The organism is Sinomonas sp. B1-1 (assembly GCF_050474465.1).
In the GTDB taxonomy this organism is placed as follows: domain Bacteria; phylum Actinomycetota; class Actinomycetes; order Actinomycetales; family Micrococcaceae; genus Sinomonas; species Sinomonas flava.
Genome location: NZ_JBCHVF010000001.1, coordinates 969,393 through 987,562 on the forward strand (window position 1 = coordinate 969,393; position 18,170 = coordinate 987,562).

At 72.8% G+C, this 18,170-nt stretch carries 19 protein-coding genes; 5 read left to right on the plus strand and 14 right to left on the minus strand.

From position 1 onward, the window contains the following. Positions 1-21: 21 nt before the first annotated feature. The 9 genes from hemL to hemE all read right to left on the minus strand — a co-directional run bounded on the left by hemL (position 22) and on the right by hemE (position 10,041). Positions 22-1,344, minus strand: coding sequence for a glutamate-1-semialdehyde 2,1-aminomutase (hemL, locus tag ACQ5BE_RS04470; RefSeq protein WP_430295665.1), 1,323 nt, complete (start codon positions 1,342-1,344; stop codon positions 22-24). A gap of 85 nt (positions 1,345-1,429) precedes the next feature. Further along, positions 1,430-2,479: an LLM class flavin-dependent oxidoreductase gene (locus tag ACQ5BE_RS04475; protein WP_430295667.1), complete on the minus strand. Its 1,050-nt coding sequence runs from the start codon at positions 2,477-2,479 to the stop codon at positions 1,430-1,432. Positions 2,480-2,530: 51 nt separating this feature from the next. Beyond that, the gene (gene hemB / locus ACQ5BE_RS04480; protein WP_430295669.1) at positions 2,531-3,511 is read right to left on the minus strand and encodes a porphobilinogen synthase; all 981 of its coding nucleotides are present in this window, start codon (positions 3,509-3,511) and stop codon (positions 2,531-2,533) included. Beyond that, positions 3,508-4,449: a uroporphyrinogen-III synthase gene (locus ACQ5BE_RS04485; protein ID WP_430295670.1), complete on the minus strand. Its 942-nt coding sequence runs from the start codon at positions 4,447-4,449 to the stop codon at positions 3,508-3,510. The genes hemB and ACQ5BE_RS04485 overlap by 4 nt, the downstream gene beginning before the upstream one ends. After that, positions 4,449-5,435, minus strand: coding sequence for a hydroxymethylbilane synthase (gene hemC, locus ACQ5BE_RS04490; RefSeq protein WP_430295672.1), 987 nt, complete (start codon positions 5,433-5,435; stop codon positions 4,449-4,451). The genes ACQ5BE_RS04485 and hemC overlap by 1 nt, the downstream gene beginning before the upstream one ends. 2 nt (positions 5,436-5,437) lie before the next feature. After that, a complete protein-coding gene (locus tag ACQ5BE_RS04495; protein WP_430295673.1) occupies positions 5,438-6,715 on the minus strand; it encodes a ferrochelatase in 1,278 nt (425 codons plus the stop codon). Then, the gene (hemQ, locus tag ACQ5BE_RS04500; RefSeq protein ID WP_430295674.1) at positions 6,712-7,428 is read right to left on the minus strand and encodes a hydrogen peroxide-dependent heme synthase; all 717 of its coding nucleotides are present in this window, start codon (positions 7,426-7,428) and stop codon (positions 6,712-6,714) included. Before hemQ ends, ACQ5BE_RS04495 begins: the two co-directional genes overlap by 4 nt. 73 nt (positions 7,429-7,501) lie before the next feature. Continuing rightward, complete coding sequence (hemG, locus tag ACQ5BE_RS04505) at positions 7,502-8,980, minus strand: protoporphyrinogen oxidase (RefSeq protein WP_430295676.1); 1,479 nt, start codon at positions 8,978-8,980, stop codon at positions 7,502-7,504. Then, on the minus strand, positions 8,980-10,041 hold the full coding sequence (gene hemE / locus ACQ5BE_RS04510; RefSeq protein ID WP_430295678.1) for a uroporphyrinogen decarboxylase: 1,062 nt from the start codon (positions 10,039-10,041) through the stop codon (positions 8,980-8,982). Before hemE ends, hemG begins: the two co-directional genes overlap by 1 nt. 110 nt (positions 10,042-10,151) lie before the next feature. On the opposite strand from hemE, the gene ACQ5BE_RS04515 reads away from it, so the two are divergent. Then, positions 10,152-11,486: a glutamyl-tRNA reductase gene (locus ACQ5BE_RS04515; protein ID WP_430295679.1), complete on the plus strand. Its 1,335-nt coding sequence runs from the start codon at positions 10,152-10,154 to the stop codon at positions 11,484-11,486. 77 nt (positions 11,487-11,563) lie between these two features. Here ACQ5BE_RS04515 and moeB read toward each other — a convergent pair whose 3' ends face one another. Beyond that, positions 11,564-12,748, minus strand: a complete 1,185-nt coding sequence (gene moeB / locus ACQ5BE_RS04520) for a molybdopterin-synthase adenylyltransferase MoeB (protein WP_430295680.1) — start codon at positions 12,746-12,748, stop codon at positions 11,564-11,566. A 162-nt stretch (positions 12,749-12,910) separates the two neighbouring features. Here moeB and ACQ5BE_RS04525 point away from each other — a divergent pair, with 162 nt between their 5' ends. The 3 genes from ACQ5BE_RS04525 to ACQ5BE_RS04535 are packed head-to-tail and all read left to right on the plus strand — an operon-like array spanning position 12,911 to position 14,167. Then, positions 12,911-13,555 carry a TetR/AcrR family transcriptional regulator gene (locus ACQ5BE_RS04525; protein WP_413248171.1) on the plus strand — a complete coding sequence of 215 codons (645 nt, stop codon included), beginning with the start codon at positions 12,911-12,913 and terminating at the stop codon, positions 13,553-13,555. Positions 13,556-13,613: 58 nt separating this feature from the next. Continuing rightward, complete coding sequence (locus ACQ5BE_RS04530; protein WP_430295681.1) at positions 13,614-13,838, plus strand: DUF3107 domain-containing protein; 225 nt, start codon at positions 13,614-13,616, stop codon at positions 13,836-13,838. A gap of 8 nt (positions 13,839-13,846) precedes the next feature. Next, the gene (locus tag ACQ5BE_RS04535) at positions 13,847-14,167 is read left to right on the plus strand and encodes a hypothetical protein (RefSeq protein ID WP_430295682.1); all 321 of its coding nucleotides are present in this window, start codon (positions 13,847-13,849) and stop codon (positions 14,165-14,167) included. A gap of 37 nt (positions 14,168-14,204) precedes the next feature. On the opposite strand, the gene ACQ5BE_RS04540 is transcribed toward ACQ5BE_RS04535, so the two are convergent. Continuing rightward, positions 14,205-14,540 carry a 4a-hydroxytetrahydrobiopterin dehydratase gene (locus ACQ5BE_RS04540; RefSeq protein WP_430295683.1) on the minus strand — a complete coding sequence of 112 codons (336 nt, stop codon included), beginning with the start codon at positions 14,538-14,540 and terminating at the stop codon, positions 14,205-14,207. A gap of 126 nt (positions 14,541-14,666) precedes the next feature. Here ACQ5BE_RS04540 and ACQ5BE_RS04545 point away from each other — a divergent pair, with 126 nt between their 5' ends. Next, positions 14,667-15,797: an FG-GAP repeat domain-containing protein gene (locus ACQ5BE_RS04545; protein ID WP_430295684.1), complete on the plus strand. Its 1,131-nt coding sequence runs from the start codon at positions 14,667-14,669 to the stop codon at positions 15,795-15,797. Between the two features lie 45 nt (positions 15,798-15,842). Here the strand turns inward: ACQ5BE_RS04545 and ACQ5BE_RS04550 are convergent, their stop codons facing one another. Genes ACQ5BE_RS04550 through thiO form a run of 3 tightly spaced genes read right to left on the minus strand, consistent with a single transcriptional unit; the run spans position 15,843 to position 18,104 of the window. Continuing rightward, positions 15,843-16,658 (minus strand): thiazole synthase, encoded by an 816-nt coding sequence (locus ACQ5BE_RS04550; protein WP_413248175.1) that lies wholly within the window; start codon positions 16,656-16,658, stop codon positions 15,843-15,845. A gap of 1 nt (position 16,659) precedes the next feature. Beyond that, entirely contained in the window at positions 16,660-16,896 is a 237-nt protein-coding gene (gene thiS / locus ACQ5BE_RS04555) for a sulfur carrier protein ThiS (RefSeq protein ID WP_430295686.1), read from the minus strand. Continuing rightward, entirely contained in the window at positions 16,893-18,104 is a 1,212-nt protein-coding gene (gene thiO / locus ACQ5BE_RS04560; RefSeq protein ID WP_430295688.1) for a glycine oxidase ThiO, read from the minus strand. The genes thiS and thiO overlap by 4 nt, the downstream gene beginning before the upstream one ends. Between the last annotated feature and the right edge of the window lie 66 nt (positions 18,105-18,170).

The following is an 18,170-nucleotide window of genomic DNA, read 5'->3' on the forward strand; positions in this document are numbered from 1 at the left end:
GACGCCGCGCAGCAGCCCGCGCTACGCCCCCGGGAGCGCCGCCGCGGCTGCCCTGGAGGCCGCCGGGAGGGCCTCGATGATCCGGTTCATCGCCGCGTCGTCGTGCGCGGCGGAGAGGAACCACGCCTCGAAGACGCTGGGCGGCAGGTACACGCCGGAGTCGAGCATGGAGTGGAAGAACGGCCTGTAGCGGAAGGCCTCCTGGGCCTGGGCGTCGGCGTAGTTCGCGACGCCCCGCTCTGAGGTGCCGAACGCGACGGAGAAGAGGTTGCCGGCCCGCTGGATCGTGTGGTCCACGCCCTCGTCGGCAAGCGCCTTCGAGAGGGCGTCGGAGAGCTCGAGGGAGCGCGCATCGATGTGGGCGTACACGGCGTCCGTCGCGAGCCGGAGCGTCGCGACGCCGGCTGCCATCGCCACCGGGTTCCCGGACAGTGTGCCGGCCTGGTAGACGGGTCCGAGGGGGGCGAGGTAGTCCATGATCTCCGCGCGGCCGCCGAGCGCAGCCACCGGCATCCCGCCGCCGATCACCTTGCCGAACGTGAACAGGTCCGGGGCCCAGCCCTCCCGCTGCCCCGTGAGGCCCCAGTACCCCGCGGGGCCGGTCCGGAAGCCCGTGAGGACCTCGTCCATGATGAACAGGGCACCGTGCTCTGCCGTGATGCGCCGCAGGCCCTCGTTGAAGCCCTCCCCCGGCGTCACGACCCCCATGTTGGCCGGAGCCGCTTCGGTGATGACCGCAGCGATGCGGTGGCCGTGGTCGGCGAATGCGGCCTCGACCGCGGCCAGGTCGTTGTACGGGAGCACGAGGGTCTCCGCCGCCGTCGCCGCCGTGACGCCGGCCGAGCCGGGCAGGGCGAGGGTCGCGACGCCCGACCCGGCGGACGCGAGCAGGCCGTCGACATGGCCGTGGTAGCAGCCCGCGAACTTCACCACGAGGTCCCGGCCGGTGAAGCCCCGCGCGAGCCGGATGGCGGTCATGGTCGCCTCCGTGCCGGTGGAGACCATGCGCAGGCGCTCGACGGCCGGGACTCGCCCGATCACGAGCTCGGCCAGGGCCGCTTCGTCGGGGGTGGACGCGCCGAAGGAGAGGCCGCGGTCAACGGCGGCGTGGACGGCTTCGAGCACCTCGGGGACTGCGTGGCCGAGCAGCGCCGGCCCCCACGAGCACACGAGGTCCGCGTAGTCGCGGCCGTCGGCGTCCGTCACGTACGCGCCCTTCGCGGAGACGAGGAAGCGGGGCGTGCCGCCTACCGAGCCGAAGGCGCGCACGGGCGAGTTCACCCCTCCCGGCATGAGCGAGCGGGCGCGGGCGAAGAGGTCCTCGGACGTGGTCATGCCCCCCATTCTCTCGCACGCCAGGCGGTGGGCCGGAACCGGGAGGGGCGCACCCGCCGTCGTCCGCGCCACACGGACGACGGCGGCGCGGCGCCTACGCGAGCATGTCCGCCACGAGCGGGGCGACCTTGGTGCCGAAGAGCTCGATGCTCTTCATCATCGCGCTGTGCGGGAGGGTCCCGTTGGAGTACTTGAGGTCGAAGCGCTCCGTCCCGAGGGCCCGATGGGTGTCGGCGATCTTGCGGGCCACGGTCTCGGGCGAGCCCACGTAGAGCGCGCCGGGCCGGGATGCCTGGGCGTTGAACTCCGTCCGGCTGCCGGGGCCCCAGCCGCGCTCCTCGCCGAGGCGGTTGCGCATGGCGAGCCAATGCGGGAAGAGCTCTTCACGGGCCTGCTCGTCGGTGTCGGCGACGTGCCCGGGCGAGTGGGTCGCGAGCATCGTGTAGGGCTTGCCGAACTTCTCGAGGGAGCGCTTGTACAGCTCGACATAGGGCGCGAAGCGGGCGGGCTCGCCTCCGATGATCGCGAAGCTCACGGGGTAGCCGTAGTGCGCCGCGCGCACGACCGACTGCGGGGTCCCTCCGACGCCGATCCAGGCAGGCAGCAGCCCGTGTTCGAGGTGAGGGTAGGCGGTGAGGCCGTTGATGGGCCCGCGGTGCCGGCCTTCCCAGCGGACCGGATTCTGCGAGCGGACGCGGTCGAACAGCTCGAGCTTCTCCTCGAAGAGGGTCTCGTAGTCCTCGAGGTCGAAGCCGAACAGCGGGAACGACTCGACGAAGGACCCGCGGCCCAGGATGACCTCGGCGCGCCCGCTGGAGACGGCATCGAGGGTCGAGAAGCGCTGGAAGACGCGGACCGGGTCGTCGGACGAGAGGACGGTGACGGCGGACCCGAGCCTGATGCGCTCCGTCCTGGACGCGATGGCCGCCAGGACCACCTCGGGCGCCGAGACCGCGAAGTCGCGCCGGTGGTGCTCGCCGACATCGAACGAGTGGAGGCCGACCTGGTCGGCGAGCACCGCCTCGTCGACGATCTCGCGGATCACCTGCGCGTGCGGCTTGGGCGCACCGTGCTCGTTGAGCCCGACGTCGCCGAAGGTGTTGAGGCCGAGGAGGACGGGAGCACCCGGATCAGTTCCATGCATATGCATTCAAACCCCGGCCGCTCCGCCTTCATTCCCTCGACACCGGAGCGGTCAGGCCTCCGTGAGCCAGCGTGCGATCTCGGGGGCCCAGTAGGTCAGGACCATGTTGGCCCCGGCCCGGCGGATGCCGAGGACGGACTCGAGGATGGATGCCTTCCGGTCGATCCAGCCGTTGGCGGCTGCAGCCTCGATCATCGAGTACTCGCCCGAGATCTGGTACGCGGCCACCGGCACAGGACTCATCGCGGCGACGTCGGCGAGGATGTCCAGGTAGCTCATCGCCGGCTTGACCATGACCATGTCCGCGCCCTCCTCGAGGTCGAGTTCGACCTCGAGCAGCGCCTCGCGTCGGTTCGCCGCGTCCATCTGGTACGTGCGGCGGTCGCCCTGGAGCTGCGAGTCCACCGCCTCGCGGAAGGGCCCGTAGAACGCGGAGGCGTACTTCGCGGCGTAGGCGAGGATGGAGACGTCCTGGTGCCCGGCGGCGTCGAGCGCCTGCCGGATCACGGCGACCTGGCCGTCCATCATGCCGGAGGGCCCCAGCACGTGGGCGCCCGCCTCCGCCTGCGCCACCGCCATCCGGCCGTAGACCTCGAGCGTCGCGTCGTTGTCGACGCGGCCCTGGGCGTCGAGGACGCCGCAGTGGCCGTGGTCGGTGAACTCGTCCAGGCAGACGTCGCTCATGACCACGAGGGAGTCGCCGACCTCGTCGCGCACGGCCCGGATGCCGGCGTTGAGCACGCCGTTCGGGTCGAGGCCCGCGGACCCCTCGGCGTCGCGCTCCTCGGGGACGCCGAAGAGCATGATGCCGCCGAGGCCCGCCTCGGCCGCCTCGGCGGCGGCGCGGCGCAGCGTGTCGGTGGTGTGCTGCACGACGCCGGGCATCGCCTGGATCGGCTGGGGCTCCGTGAGGCCCTCGCGGACGAACGCGGGCAGGATGAGCTCAGCCGGGTGCAGGCGCGTCTCGGCGACGAGCCGGCGCAGGGCCGGGTTCTGGCGGAGCCGGCGGGGCCGGTGCTGGGGGAAGCTCACGGTGTCTCCTTCGGGACGGTTGGATGGGAGGCCAGTGCGCGGGCCACGGCGTCCACGATGCCCTCGGGAGTCGGGGTCGCGGCCGTGGCGCCGACGGCGAGGCCCAGGCGGTTCAGCTCCCCGGCGGTCGGCTCGCCGATCGCGATGAGGGCGGTCGCGTCGAGGGGACTCAGCACGGCGTGGATGCGCCGGGCAGCGCTCGGGGAGGCGGCGACGACGGCATCGAGCCGGCCCGCCTGCAGGTCCGCGTTGGCCTCGTCTGGGGCGAGCACGACGGCGCGCGCCTCCTCCCCTGCCGGCTCGCCGGCCGCGAGGCTCGCGACAAGCCGGAGGTCGGGGTCAGCGGGGTAGTCCACCGTGCGGTAGGCCGTGACGGTCTCGACGTCCCAGCCGCGAGCGTCGAGGCCCTCGGCGAGCGTGGGGGCGGCGATGTCGCTCTGGGGGATCAGCACGCGGACGGTTCCAGCGCCGTCGGCACCGGAGGCGCCGGAGTCGTCGGCGTAGGCCCAGAGCTCGACGAGTCCCTCGGCGGACTGCTTGCCCTCAGGGGCGAGGTCCACGCGGAGCCCTTCGGCCTCGAGGACACGGCGCGAGCTGGGCCCGATGGTCGCGACGTGCACACCGGGCGGGACGATGGCTGCGAGCTCGCGGCCCTGGGCGGCCGCGACCTCTTTGAGCGCGCGGACCGTGGTGATGCTCGAGATGACGAGCCAGCCGTACTCTCCCGCGGCGAGCCGGTCCAGGGCCGCGGACAGCGCGGTCTGGTCGGGGGCGCGCTCGAAGTCGATCACGGGAAGGAGCAGCGGTTCGGCGCCCGCGTGGGCGAGGGCCCGTGCCATGGCACCCGCGCGGTCGGGGCTGCGGGTCAGGAGCACCCGGCGGCCGGCGAGAGCCGCGCCCTCGACGCCGGGATGCGCCCCCTCGGCACCGGAGGCCATCAGGCGCCGAGGTCCGCGAAGTCGGCCACGCCCTGGGCGAGGAGTTCCTCCGCGAGCTCGATGCCGAGGAGCGTCGCGCCGACCTCGGTGAGCCCGTCCGTGGCCTTCGCGAGGCGGACGGACTTGGTCCCGTCGACCGCGCACACCACAGCCTCGAGCCGCAGCATGCTGCCCTTGCGCCGTGCGAGCGCGCCGACCGGGGCAGCGCAGCCTGCCTCGAGCCGGGCCAGGAGGGCGCGCTCGGCGGTCACGGCGAGGCGCGTGTCGGCGTCGTCGATCGCGGCGAGCGCCTGGGCGAGCACGCCCTCGGCGCTGGCGGCCGCTCCCCCGGCGGGGCGCTCGGGCGCGTCCTCGAGACGGCACTCGACCGCGAGCGCGCCCTGCCCCGGGGCGGGCAGCATGACCTCGGGCTCGAAGTACTCGGTCACGACCTCGGTCCGGCCGAGCCGGGCCAGCCCGGCGGCCGCGAGGACGACGGCGTCGAGGTCGCCGGGTGCCTCGGGGGCGTTCCCGGGGAGGCCGGGAACGCGGCCGAGCCGCGTGTCCACGTTGCCGCGGATGTCCAGGACCTCGAGGTCAGGGCGCAGGGCGCGCAGCTGGGCCGCCCGGCGCGGCGAGCCGGTGCCGACCTTCGAGCCCGCCGGGAGCCCGGCGAGGGTCAGCCCGTCGCGGGCGCACAGGACGTCCCGCGCGTCGGCCCGGACCGGGATGGCCGCGATGGACAGTCCGGGCTCCCCGGAGGTCGGGAGGTCCTTGAGCGAGTGGATGGCCACGTCGCAGCGGTCGGCCAGGAGCGCCTCGCGGAGGGCAACGACGAACACGCCGGTCCCCCCGAGTGAGGCGAGTGAACCGGTCTTGACGTCGCCCTCGGTCTTGATCCGGACGAGCTCGGTGGCGAAGCCTCCCACAGCGGCCAGGCGGTCCGCCGTCTGCTGGGACTGGGTCAGGGCGAGCGCGCTGCCGCGCGTGCCGATGCGCACAGACATGCTCAGGCCTCAGCACCCTTCCCCGCAGCCGGGGAGCGGCCGTCGTGGGCGGTCCCCAGCTGGACGCCCTCCTCGGCGATCACGGGCTTCGCACCGCGGAAGTTCTCGCAGCAGCCCGGACGGCACACGTCGTACCACGGGCCGAGCTCGGTCACGTGCGGACGGTCCGTGACGGTGCCCTGCGCAGTCCGCTCGCGGATGAGCTCCACGAGGCCGGCAACGAAGTCGCGGTGGACCCCGGGAGTCGGGACACGGACGGCCTCGACGCCGAGCTCCCTGCAGGTTTCGAGGGCCTCGGTGTCGAGGTCCCAGGCGACCTCCATGTGGTCGCTCACGAAGCCGAGCGGGACGATGACCGCGCCCTTGACGCCTTCTCCGTCAGCTCCGGCGATGGCCTGGAGACGGTCGTTGATGTCCGGCTCGAGCCACGGGATGTGCGGGGCGCCGGAGCGGGACTGGTACACGAGGTCCCACTTCACCCCGGGGGCGACGGCCGCCATGATGGCGCGCGCGTTCGCGAGGTGCTGGGCCACGTAGGCAGAGCCGCCCTCGAAGGAGCGCGGCTCGGCCTCGGAGCGCCCGGCGGCCTCCGCGTCCCGCGTGGGGATCGAATGGGTCGAGAAGAGGACGCGGATCTCTGCGTCGCGGGAGCCGTCCGCTGCACCGAGCGCCTCGCGCACGGTCGCCAGGCCGGCGGCGGTGCCCTCGACGAATGGGGCGACGAAGCCGGGGTGGTCGAAGTACTGGCGGATCTTGTCGACCCGCAGCCGCCCTGCGAGTCCGGTCTCGGTCAGCGCGACGCCGATGTCCTCGCGGTACTGGCGGCAGCTCGAGTAGCACGAGTACACGCTCGTGGTGAGCATCAGGACCGTGCGGTGCCCGGCGTCGTAGATCTCCTGCAGCGTCGCGGGGATGTAGGGCTCCCAGTTCCGGTTGCCCCAGTACACGGGGATGTCGATGCCAGCGGCGGCGAGCTCGGCTTCGAGGGCCGCCTTGAGCTGGCGGTTCTGCCCGTTGATGGGGCTCACGCCGCCGAAGGCGCGGTAGTGGTGGCTGACCTCTTCGAGGCGCTCGTCGGGGATGCCGCGCCCGCGGGTGACGTTGCGCAGGAACGGGATGACGTCGTCCTGTCCCTCCGGGCCGCCGAAGGACGCGAGGAGGATCGCGTCGTACCCGGTCGGCGCCACGCGGCCCGCGGAGGTGACCGGGTTGGGAGCCGTGCTGACCGCGAGCGGCGCGACGGCGCCGTCGACCGCGGTCTCGGGGCTGCCGGCGTTCACGCGAGCACCTCGGCGATCTCTGAAGCGGTGATCCGGCGCCCGGTGTAGAAGGGCACCTCCTCGCGGACGTGGTTGCGGGCGTCGGTGTAGCGCAGGTGGCGCATCATGTCGACGAGGTCCACGAGCTCGGGAGCCTCGAGCGCGAGGATCCACTCCCAGTCGCCGAGCGCGAACGCGGAGACGGTGTTGGAGAGGACCTGCGGGAAGTCGCGGCCGAGGATGCCGTGGTCGCGGAGCATCCGCCCGCGCTCCTCCGCCGGGAGGAGGTACCACTCGTAGGAGCGGACGAACGGGTAGACGGTGAGCCACGTGCTCGGCTCGACGCCGCGGGAGAACGCGGGCGTGTGGTTCTTGGCGAACTCGGCCTCGCGGTGCACGCCCATCGCGGACCAGACGAGCTCGGTGCCCGAGAAGAGCGCGGTGCGGCGCAGGTCGCGGACGGCCTGCTGCAGGGCCTCGGGCGCGGCGCCGTGGAACCAGACCATGACGTCGGCGTCGGCCCGCATGGCCGAGACGTCGTATGCGCCGCGCAGGGTCACGCCGGAGTCGCCGAGGCGGGCCACGAAGGCCTCGAAGTCGGTCACGGCGTCCTCGGTCGGGGCTCCGGCCCCGGGGACGCGGCGGAACACCGTCCAGAGCGTGAAGTACAGCGTCTCGGCTGCCTCCTCGCCCGTCGGGCTTTTGGTGACAGATTCGGCGGAAGTGTGGCTCATGGTCTCCAGTGTGCTCCTAACGCATCGGCAAATCGAAATCAGATTCTTCTACGAAGTGTAGAAGTGCTGAAGATCACCCGTCCGCCTCGCGGGCGAGTGCGGCAGCCAGGGCGATCGCCTGCGCCCGGGCGTCGGGGATGACGGCTGCGAGGCCGTTCCCCGCGGCCCATCCGCCCACGACAGCGAGCCCCGGCCGCGCGGCGACGAGGCCGCGGATCGCGGTCACGCGGTCGCGGTGTCCGACAGCGGCGAACGGCAGCGACCCTTCCCAGCGGACCACGTCCCACCCCAGCACGTCCTGCGGGGTCAGCACGACGCCGAGGAGCGTCGACGCGTCCCCAAGCGCGGCCTCGAACAGCTCGTCGTCCGACTCCGGGTCCCAGCGCTCCGGGTTCTCGCCACCGTCCGGCTCGCCCGCGCGCCCATAGGAGAGGCGCACAACGTGGGTGCCCGGTCCCGCCGCCGCCTGGACCCACTCCCACTTCGCGCTCGCGTGCGTGAGGGCCTTCGCGGCCACGCCGGGGACCTGGGGGGCGACGAGGATTCCCGTGCCGCGCGGGCGCGCATCCAGAGCCGGGCAGTCGATGACGAGGGTCACGAGCTTGACCTCCGGGCCGGGGATCGGCTCGTGGCCTGCGAGCTCGGGCACGGCGTCGGACAGGAGCTCGACGGCGGCGGGTCCCCCGAGCGCGACGACGACCACCTCGGCGTCGTAGGTGCCACCGGACCCGCCGACCGTGCCCGGTGTGGAGCCGACGCGCCAGAGGCTCCTGCCGGCGTCGTCCGTGGTCCGCTCGAGGCGCTCGGCGCGCTCACCGAGCCGAAGCCGCACCTGCTCGCGCTCGAGCCGATCCACGAGGGCGCCGACGATCCGGTGCAGGCCGCCGCGGATCCCGGCCACCGCGGAGCCGGCCTTGGCCCCACGGGACGCACCGCGCTGGGCGGCGACGGCGGCGGCGAGCGAGCCCTTCTCCCCCATGAGCTGCCTCAGGCCCGGCGCCACCATGTCGACGTCCAGGAGGGCAGGGTCGGCCGAGTGCACTCCGCCGACGACGGGCGCCACGAGCCGGTCGAGGACCCGCCGCCCCATGCGGGCGCGCACGAGCTGGGCCACGCTCTGGTGCGCCCTGCCGGCCCGCACCGGAAGCCAGCGGTCGAGGGACGCCCGCAGCGATCCCCACAGGCCCAGGGCGGAACGGACTTCCCGGTCCCAGGGATTGGCCGGAATGCCGAGCACGCCGGTCTTGGGCAGCTCCTCGGGCCCGTCGGGGAGGAGCACCCACGCACCCGAGGGATGCGGCGGGATGATGTCGCGGGAGAGCCCGATCTCGTCGACGAGGGTCCGCACCGCGTCGGTGCGGGTCGCGAACGACTCGGCCCCGGAGTCGAGCGTGAGGCCGGCGACCTCGTGCTCGCCGATGCAGCCGCCCCAGCGGTCGGTCGCCTCCAGGACGGTCACCTCGAGGCCCGCGCGCCGGAGCTCGAGCGCCGCGACGAGTCCCGAGATCCCCCCGCCGACCACGACGGCGCGCGCCGGCTCGCTCCCGGGCATCAGTAGGTGATCGAGTGGACGAGCTCGACCACTCGGGTCAGCACGTCGGGGTCGGTCTCCGGGGGGACGCCGTGGCCGAGGTTGACCACGTGGCCGGGGGCGGACGCTCCGGCGCGCACCACCTCGCGGACGTGCGCCTCGAGCACGTTCCAGGGCGCGGCGAGGAGTGCGGGGTCGATGTTGCCCTGCAGCACCACCCGGCCCCCGAGCCGACGGTTGGCCTCGTGCAGCGGCAGGCGGTAGTCGACGCCGACGACGTCGACCCCCACCTCGTACATGGCCCCGAGCAGTTCCGAGGTGCCGGTGCCGAAGTGCACGAGCGGGGCGCCCAGATCGCGCACGTGGTCGAGGGTCCGGGACGAGTACGGCGCAACGCTGCGGCGGTAGTCCTCCAGGCCGAGCGAGCCCGCCCACGAGTCGAACAGCTGGCCCGCCGAGGCTCCGGCCTCGATCTGGGCACGCAGGAAGCGGCCCGAGGCATCCGCAGCCCACTCCATGAGGGCGGCCCACGTCCCCGGGTCACCGTGCATCATCGTGCGTGGCCCGAGGTGGTCACGGGACGGCTTGCCCTCCACCATGTAGGCGGCGACTGTGAAGGGTGCTCCTGCGAACCCGATGAGCGGGGTGTTCCCGAGCTCGGCGACCGTCAGGCGGACGGCCTCCCGGATGGGCTCGAGTGCCGCCTCCTGCAGCCGGGGCAGCGCTGCAACGTCGGCTTCGGTGCGGATTGGCGTGTCGAGGACGGGCCCCACGCCGGGGACGATGTCCACGCCGACGCCGGCGAGCTTGAGCGGGATGACGATGTCCGAGAAGAAGATGCCTGCGTCGACGTCGTGGCGGCGCACGGGCTGGAGGGTGATCTCCGAGGCCAGCTCGGGGCGCAGGCAGGAGTCGAGCATGCCGACGCCCTCGCGGGCCTTTCGGTACTCGGGGAGCGAGCGCCCTGCCTGGCGCATGAACCACACGGGCTTCCGGCTCGGGCGGCCCCCGCGGTATGCAGTGATGAGGGGCGACTGAGCCGTCCGCCCGTCCTTGAGGGGGTGGTCTGCGCTGAGATTCATATCCGCGATTCTCTCAGAGGGCCCGGTGGCCGATGGCGACAGGCTGTCACGGACATTGTGCCCTACGCCTCACTTTCTACACGCGAGCGAAAAGCTATGATGGGAGGGCTGTGGTTGTTTTCTCCTTGGTGGCGACTCACGCCGATACAGACCTTGAAACCGTTGCCCAACTGAGCAACGGCGCTTCCGCCGTGGCCTCGGCCGCCACCCAGTCCGGGGCCCTGAGCGGCGCGGTGGTGCTGGCGACCTGCAACCGCTACGAGATCTACGCCGAGGCGCCCACCCCCGCGGACGTCGACGCCGCCCGCTCGGCGCTCGTCGCCGAGATCAGCGCGCGCAGCGGCCTCCCCGAGGACCGGGTGTCCTCCTCCTTCAGCCTCAACCACGGACCGGACGTCACGCGGCACCTGTTCGCGGTGAGCTCCGGGCTCGACTCCGCCGTCGTGGGCGAGCGGGAGATCGCCGGCCAGGTGCGCCGGGCCCTGATCTCCGCCCAGCAGACCGGAACGGCGAGCCCCTCCCTCGTCAGGCTGTTCCAGACCGCGTCGAAGACCGCGAAGGACGTCGGCGCCCAGACCGCGCTGGGAAGCCGGGGCCTCTCGATCGTCTCGGTGGCCCTGGACCTCGCCGAGGACGTCGCCGTCGACCCCGCGTGGACCTCCAAGAAGGCCGTCCTGTTCGGCACGGGGGCCTACGCGGGCGCCACCATGGCCCTCCTGCGCGAGCGCGGGTGCGCGAATGTGGCGGTCTACTCCTCCTCCGGCCGGGCCGAGGAGTTCGCAGCCGCCCGGGGCGCCGCCGCACTGACCGCCGAGCAGCTGCCCGGGGCGATCGCCGAGGCAGACGTCCTGATCGGCTGCAGCGGATCGGACAGCGCGATGGAGGCCGTGGAGCTCGCGGCGATCCGCGAGGAGTCCCCCCAGCCGCTCATCGTGATCGACCTTGCCCTCACGCACGACTTCGACCCCGCAGTGGGCACGCTCGACGGCGTCGAGCTCATCACCCTTGAGTCGGTCCGTCTCGCGGCTCCGCAGGAGCAGTCGGAATCCCTCGCCCAGGCCAGCGCAATCGTGTCCGCGGCGACCGAGGACTTCGAGTCCCAGCGCCAGGCGCGTCAGGCCGACGCCGCCATCGTCGCGCTCCGCCGGCACACCATGGCGGTCCTCGATGCCGAGATCGAGAAGGTCCGGGCGCGCCACGGCTGCACAGCAGCCTCCGAGGAAGTCGAGTTCGCGATGCGCCGCATGGTCAAGCAGCTCCTCCACACGCCCACCGTGCGCGCCCGGCAGCTCGCCGCCGAGGGCCGCGAGGACGAGTACCTCGCCGCTCTGGAAGCCCTGTACGGAATCAGCGTCGCGCTGCCGGGAATGATCTCCCAGGACGGCCGGGACGCGCCTGCCGAGGACCCCGCAGACTGCCCGGTGGACCACAGCCGCGTGAGCTGACACCGCCTTCCTGACGCACTCCAGGGCCGCCCCGCACTCGTGGGGCGGCCCTCGTGCTCAGGAGGCCGGCCTCGCGCTCAGTAGACCGGCTTGCCCGGCTCCACGTCCCGGACCCAGGCGAGCACGCCGCCTTCGAGATGCTTGACGTTCGTGAATCCGGCCTCGTGCGCGGCGGCCAGGACATTGGCGGAGCGCACCCCGCCCTTGCAGTGGAAGACCACCTCGCGGTCCCGGGGGAGTTCATCCCAGGCCTCGCCGGAGAGCAGGCGGCCCTGCGGGATGAGGCGCGCGCCGGGGATCGCCACGATGGAGGCCTCGCCCGCCTCGCGCACATCGATGAGCTCGAAGTCCCTGAGCCCGGCGCCTCGCGCGGCGAGCATCGTGGCCAGCTGCGCGGCGGTCACGGACTCGTCCGTGCCCGGGGAGGACGCAGGGGCCACGCCGCAGAAGGCCTCGTAGTCGGTCAGTTCGGTGATCGGCGCGGCATCCGGGTCCTTGGCGACCTTGATCTCACGCCACGTCGCCGTGAGCGCGTCGTAGAGCTGGATCCGCCCGAGAAGCGTCTTCCCCACCCCGGTGATGAGCTTCACGGCCTCCGTGACCATGGAGGCGCCGATCGCGGCGCACAGCATCCCGTACACCCCGCCCTCACCGCAGGAGGGCACGGAGCCTGCCGGCGGCGGTTCCGGGAACACGTCCCGGTAGGTGGGACCGTGCTCCGCCCAGAAGACGCTCACCTGCCCGTCGAAGCGGAAGATGGAGCCCCAGACGTAGGGCTTTCCGAGGATCGCGGCGGCGTCGTTGACGAGGTACCGCGTTGCGAAGTTGTCAGTGCCGTCGAGGATGAGGTCGTAGCCGGCGAAGACCTCCAGGGCGTTGGCCGAGTCGAGGTGGACCTCGTGGAGCCGGACCTCCACGTGGGGGTTGAGTTCGAGGATCTTCTCCCGCGCGGACTCGGCCTTGGGCCGTCCCACATCGGCAACACGGTGGATCACCTGCCGCTGGAGGTTGGTGAGGTCCACCAGGTCGTCGTCGACGATCCCGAGCGTCCCCACCCCGGCGGCGGCGAGGTAGAGCAGGGCCGGCGACCCGAGCCCTCCGGCACCGATGACGAGCACCTTCGCGTTCTTGAGGCGCCGCTGCCCGACGTCGCCGATCTCGGGGATGATCACGTGGCGGGAGTACCGCTGCACTTCCTCCGGCGTGAGCGCCTCCGCCGGGTCGACAAGGGGAGGCAGAGTGGTGTTCTCCTGAGATGCCATACAGACAATCTAGGCCCCAGCTGCGCGGCTCCCCCAGTCGGGTCCGCGTCCCGGAAGGCCTGCCCGCAGGACACGGCGCATGCCTGCACCTCCCCGCGAGTAGAGTAGGACTACCGTTTGGGCCATGCTCCACACGCCCGAACCCCCAGGAAGGCACCACCAGTGAGCACCGAACCGCGAGCCGCTACCGCACGATCGCCCCGCCTCCCCCGCGACGAACGGCGGGCGCAGCTGCTCGCTGCCGCCCTCGAGGTCTTCGCCGCCAATGGATACCACGGTGCGGCCATGGACGAGATCGCCGAGACCGCCCAGGTCAGCAAGCCCGTCCTCTACCAGCACTTCCCCTCGAAGCGCGAGCTGTACCTCGCGCTCCTGGACAGCCACCTCGCGTCCCTGACCGACCTCATGCGGTCCGCGCTGGCCTCCACCGACGAGAACCGGGAGCGGGTCAACGCGGTCATCCGCGCCTACTACGACTTCATCGCCGCGGACGACCAGGCCCACCGGCTCGTCTTCCAGTCTGACCTCGTCAACGATGCCGAGGTCGCCGCCCGGCTCGAAACGTTCAACCGCGGGTTCTCCGAGGCCATCGCCCAGGTGATCGCCTCGGACACGAAGCTCCCGCTCGTCGAGGCCCAGCTCCTGGGCCGAGCCCTTGCCGGCATGGCGCAGGTCAGCGCCCGGTACTGGCTCGAGAAGTCCAACGACCTCGACATCGACGTCGCGGCCGACCTCGTCTCCCGGCTGGCATGGCGCGGCATCTCGCGGTTCCCCAAAGAGGCCGGCGCCGGGAACGAAAAGGCCTAAGGTACATAGAGAGCCCGCGCAGGGCCTGCACCGTCATCAGAACCAAGGAGTCAACGGCGTGGAAATCAAGATCGGCATCCAGAACATCGGCCGGGAGATCGTGCTCGATTCCGCCAAGGACGCGGACGAGGTGGCCGCGCTGGTCTCCGAGGCGATCTCGGGCGGCAAGGAGCTCCGCCTCGAGGACGAGAAGGGCCGTCAGGTGATCGTCCCCGCCGGTGTCATCGGCTATGTCGAGCTCGGCGCCCAGGAGCAGCGCCGCGTGGGCTTCGGCGCACTCTGAGGCAGCGCGTGGAGACCGTCTGGTCCCTCGTCATCGTCGTGATCGTGGCGGTGGCTGCGGGCCTCGTGGTGTGGGCCGTGGACAAGCGGCACTCGGCGTACGGGATCATGCTCCCGATCGCGTCGGCGGTCGCTTCCGCGTGTGTCCTCTGGATCATCCTCGTGTGGGCCGGAACCGGCTATCTGACCGGCCTCACCTGGATGCCCTGGGTCCTCCCCATGGCGGCCGCGGTGGCCGCCGCTGCGGCCGTGCCCACGCTCGTGGGCCGGCGCCGGGTGAAGCACGACGGCGAGGCCCTCACCCAGCTGCTGCGGAGCTTCCGGGCCTGAGGGCGGTGCCCGCCGCATCACCGAGGGCACCGGGCGCCTAGGCGTCCGGCAGCCTCTCGGGCTGCGCCACGGCGTCCAGGGCCGCGGCCCGGAGCATGCAGCGGTGAGCAGCCTCGATGTCGTTGCCGGTCACCTCCGAGCCGGCCTCGTGGGTGCTGAAGCGCAGGACGACCCGGTTGTAGCGCCAGTCGAGATCCGGGTGGTGGTTGAGCTCTTCGGCGACCTCGCCCACAGCGGCGATGAACGTCAGCGCGGCCGCGGGGCCGGGCAGCCGGTACACGGTGGCAAGGGCGCCGCCGACATGCCGCCAGCCGGGCAGCCGCTCCATTTCCGCCTCAATCTGGGCCGGGCTCAGCGCAGCATTCTCTCCCATGGACCACAGGGTAACGCCGGCGGGAGTCAACAAACCGCGACATCCGGTACGGATTCTGTGACACCGTGCGACAATGGGATCAACTAACCGGTCACAGGCTTGCGCTCCAGGAGCTTAGGGGATCCCATGCGAACGGTCACACATTTCCTCCGACGAGTCGCTGCCGGCGCCGTGGCAGCCATGGCTGTCGCCGCGGCGCTCGCCGCCCCCGCCCACGCGGTCACGGACCCCGCACCGCCGGTCCTCCAGGGCGAGGCCTCCGTGGGCTCGGTGCTCACCGCGTCCTTCGACCCCGCATCCTACCGGGGCTGCGGGCAGGGAGCAGGCCCCGACTACCGGGTGGAATGGTACAGGGACGGCGTCCGGGTCTATCCCCCCGCCGGGGTCTCCCAGTACCCGCTCACCACGGCCGACCTCGGCGCGCAGTTCACCCTGACGGTGGCCGCCAACGGAGCCTGCTGGGGCATGGAGGCCACGAGCGCGCCGACCGAACCGGTGGCATCCTCGAGCAGGAACAGCGGCTTCACCGGCCGGGATACTGCCGAGCTCATGGCCCGCACCTCCGACGGCGCGCTCGTCCTGTACCCCCGGGGCTCCGGCTGGGAGGCCCCGCGGACCGTCGGACCCGGCTGGAACGCGATGTCCATCATCCTCTCGCCCGGCGACTTCGACGGCGACGGCGTCAACGACCTTCTGGCCCGATCGGCGGACGGAACGCTGTACCTGTACCCGGGCACCGGCTCGGGCGGCCTCGGGAGCCCACGCGCCATCGGCTGGGGCTGGAACCGCTTCGACGCCATCCTCGGCCCGGGCGACTTCGACGGGGACGGCGCGAACGACATCCTCGCCCGCGAGCCCGGCGGCGCCCTCATCCTGTACCCCGGTGACGGCCGCGGCGGCTGGGGCGCAGCCCGTCAGGTCGGCCAGGGATGGGATGCCCTGAACGCGCTCGCGACGCCGGGCAACATCGACGGCAGGCCGGGACGCGACATCATCGCGCGGGACCGCGCCGGCAACCTGCGCCTGTACAGCGGCGACGGCGCTGGCGGCTGGAGCGGTTCGAGCATCGTCGGCACCGGCTGGGGCGGCATGCAGAGGATCGGCGGCAGCGGGGACTTCGACGGCGACGGCACCCCGGACCTCTACGCCATCGACTCCGCCGGGACCCTCCTCGTCTACTACTCCGACGGCGCCGGCGGCTGGACCCGCTCGGAGGCGGTCGGGTGGGGCTGGGGCGGCTTCACCGCGCTCGTCTGACGGCCCTCGTCTGAGGAGCCCCGGCACGGGGCCCCGAGTGGACGCTCAGAGGAACTGGGCCCGGCCCTCCATGGGACTCGAGGCGAGGGCATGCTCGCGCCGCGGAATGCGTCCGGCGCCCGCGGCGAGCCGTCCGGCGGCGACGGCGTGGCGGAACGCGTGCGCCATGCGCACCGGATCCTGTGCCCTCGTGACCGCGGTGGCCAGGAGCACGGCGTCGCACCCCAGCTCCATCGCGAGCGCCGCGTCGGAGGCCGTCCCGATCCCGGCGTCGAGCACCACGGGCACCTCGGCGCGCGCGACGATGAGCTCGATGTTGTGGGGGTTCAGGATGCCGAGGCCGGTGCCGATCGGCGCCCCAAGGGGCATGACGGCGACGGCGCCGAGCTGCTCGAGCCGACGGGCCAGCACGGGATCGTCGTTGGTGTAGGCGAAGACCTTGAAGCCCCGCCCGACCAGCTGTTCGGCCGCGTCGGCGAGCTCGATGGGGTCCGGGAGGAGCGTTGTCTCGTCGGCGATCACCTCGAGCTTGACCCAGTCGGTCTCGAGGGCCTCGCGGGCAAGCTCGGCGGTCAGGACCGCATCGCGGGCCGTGAAGCATCCTGCCGTGTTCGGGAGGACGCGGATCCCCCTGTCGACGAGGAGCTGGAACAGGGAGCCCTGCTCCGCGGGCGAGTAGCGGCGCATCGCCACGGTTGTCAGCTCGGTCCCCGACGCCTCGAGCGCGTCGCCGAGTCCCTCGAGGCTCGGCGCCCCACCCGTGCCCATGATGAGCCGCGAGCCCAGCGTCACCCCGTCGACCACGAAGGGGTCGTCCCCCAGCACCTGCCCTGCGGCGGCGTTGATTCCTGTCTGCGTCATGTCAGCCTCCCTGCATCGCCGTGACGAGTTCGACGGCGTCCCCCGCCTCGAGGACGGTCCCTGCCCAGCGGCCCCGCGGGACCACCTCGGAATTGAGTGCGACGGCGACCCCGAGCCGGCCGCCGTCGGCTGGCCGCCCGTCGTCGCCGATCTCCCGCCCGATCGTCTCGGCCACGAGGGCCCGGACGGTGGCGGGCCGCGGGAGGGCCCGCGGCTCGCCGTTGACGGTGATGTTCATCGGATGCCTCCTTGAGGGGCCGCGCTGCGTGCGGCGGCGGAGCGCTCCGCCAGCGGCCGTGTCGTGCTCGTGAATCGGTCCGGGCGGAAGCCCTGCCAGCGCGGGTCCGCGACGCCCTCGAGGAGCCCCCGGCACACGCTCGCCGCGCCGGGCGTGAGCAGGACCCCGTGGCGGAAGAAGCCCGTGGCGACGATGAGCCCCGGGACGCACCCGGCGCCGTCGTGCGCCTCGCCCGCGGCAGCGGGGACGCGTCCGAGCAGCGGCGCGTTGTCCGGGGTGCCGGGGCGTGCCCGGGCGGTGGTCTCGTAGAGCTCGAGCTCGGCGACGGCCGGGACGAGGGCCTGGGCGTCCCGCAGGAGCTCGTACACGCCGCCGGCCGACACCGCGTCGGAGCCGTCTTCGCGCTGGGTCGCCCCGATCACCACCGTGCCGTCCTCGCGGGGGACGATGTAGACCGGCCGGCCACGGACTAGCCCGCGCACGGTCGCCGTCACGAGCGGCCGCACGCGTGCCGGCACCCGCAGGCGCAGCACGTCGCCGTAGACGGGACGCAGCGGCAGGGACACGGGAAGCCCGGCCAGGTCGCGGGCGCCCAGGCCGTTCGCGACCACCGTCTCGGCTGCGCGCAGCTCCCGGCCGTCCTCGAGCACGACGCCGGCCACCCGCCCGCCGTCCCACGCGAGCCGCGCCGCGCGGGCCCTGACCACGGACTCCACGCCGAGCCGGGCGAGCAGCGCCGCGACCAGCCGGCGCGGGTCGACCTGGTGGTCGGCCTCGATCTCGAACGCGCCCGCGAGCGCGGGGGCAAGCAGCGGCTCGCGCGTGCGGGCCTCGCGGAGGGTCAGGGGGCGGACGTCGAGGCCATGGGCCTGCTGGACGGAGCGCAGGTCGGCGAAGGCCTGCCTGTCGGCGGCATCGCCCGCGAGGCACAGGGTCGGGGTGCTGAGGTAGCCGCACCCTGGGCCAGCCGACGCGGCGAACCCGGGCCAGAGCGCGGCGGAGTGCACCATGAATTCGAGGAGCTGCTCCTCCTGGTAGTGGTACTCGCTCACCGCCGCGAGCATCCCGGCCGCGGCGAAGCTCGCCCCGCTGCCCGGCGCGGGGTCGACGACGGTGACGCGCCGGCCGCTGCGGGCGGCTTCCCACGCAATCCCGAGGCCGATGACGCCTGCCCCCACGACGATGACGTCGGCGTGGACTTCCTCCATGGTTCCTTCCCTCCGCCGGCATGACCCGGATCAGGTGTGGCGGTCGGCATCGCGCCCTCTCAGCCC

Coding starts and splice junctions, on each gene's coding strand:
- hemL (WP_430295665.1), bottom strand. CDS start 1,344: ATGGGGGGCATGACCACGTCCGAGGACCTCTTCGCCCGCGCCCGCTCG.
- ACQ5BE_RS04475 (WP_430295667.1), bottom strand. CDS start 2,479: ATGCATGGAACTGATCCGGGTGCTCCCGTCCTCCTCGGCCTCAACACC.
- ACQ5BE_RS04485 (WP_430295670.1), bottom strand. CDS start 4,449: ATGGCCTCCGGTGCCGAGGGGGCGCATCCCGGCGTCGAGGGCGCGGCT.
- hemC (WP_430295672.1), bottom strand. CDS start 5,435: ATGTCTGTGCGCATCGGCACGCGCGGCAGCGCGCTCGCCCTGACCCAG.
- hemQ (WP_430295674.1), bottom strand. CDS start 7,428: ATGAGCCACACTTCCGCCGAATCTGTCACCAAAAGCCCGACGGGCGAG.
- hemG (WP_430295676.1), bottom strand. CDS start 8,980: ATGCCCGGGAGCGAGCCGGCGCGCGCCGTCGTGGTCGGCGGGGGGATC.
- hemE (WP_430295678.1), bottom strand. CDS start 10,041: ATGAATCTCAGCGCAGACCACCCCCTCAAGGACGGGCGGACGGCTCAG.
- moeB (WP_430295680.1), bottom strand. CDS start 12,748: ATGGCATCTCAGGAGAACACCACTCTGCCTCCCCTTGTCGACCCGGCG.
- ACQ5BE_RS04540 (WP_430295683.1), bottom strand. CDS start 14,540: ATGGGAGAGAATGCTGCGCTGAGCCCGGCCCAGATTGAGGCGGAAATG.
- ACQ5BE_RS04545 (WP_430295684.1), top strand. CDS start 14,667: ATGCGAACGGTCACACATTTCCTCCGACGAGTCGCTGCCGGCGCCGTG.
- ACQ5BE_RS04550 (WP_413248175.1), bottom strand. CDS start 16,658: ATGACGCAGACAGGAATCAACGCCGCCGCAGGGCAGGTGCTGGGGGAC.
- thiS (WP_430295686.1), bottom strand. CDS start 16,896: ATGAACATCACCGTCAACGGCGAGCCGCGGGCCCTCCCGCGGCCCGCC.
- thiO (WP_430295688.1), bottom strand. CDS start 18,104: ATGGAGGAAGTCCACGCCGACGTCATCGTCGTGGGGGCAGGCGTCATC.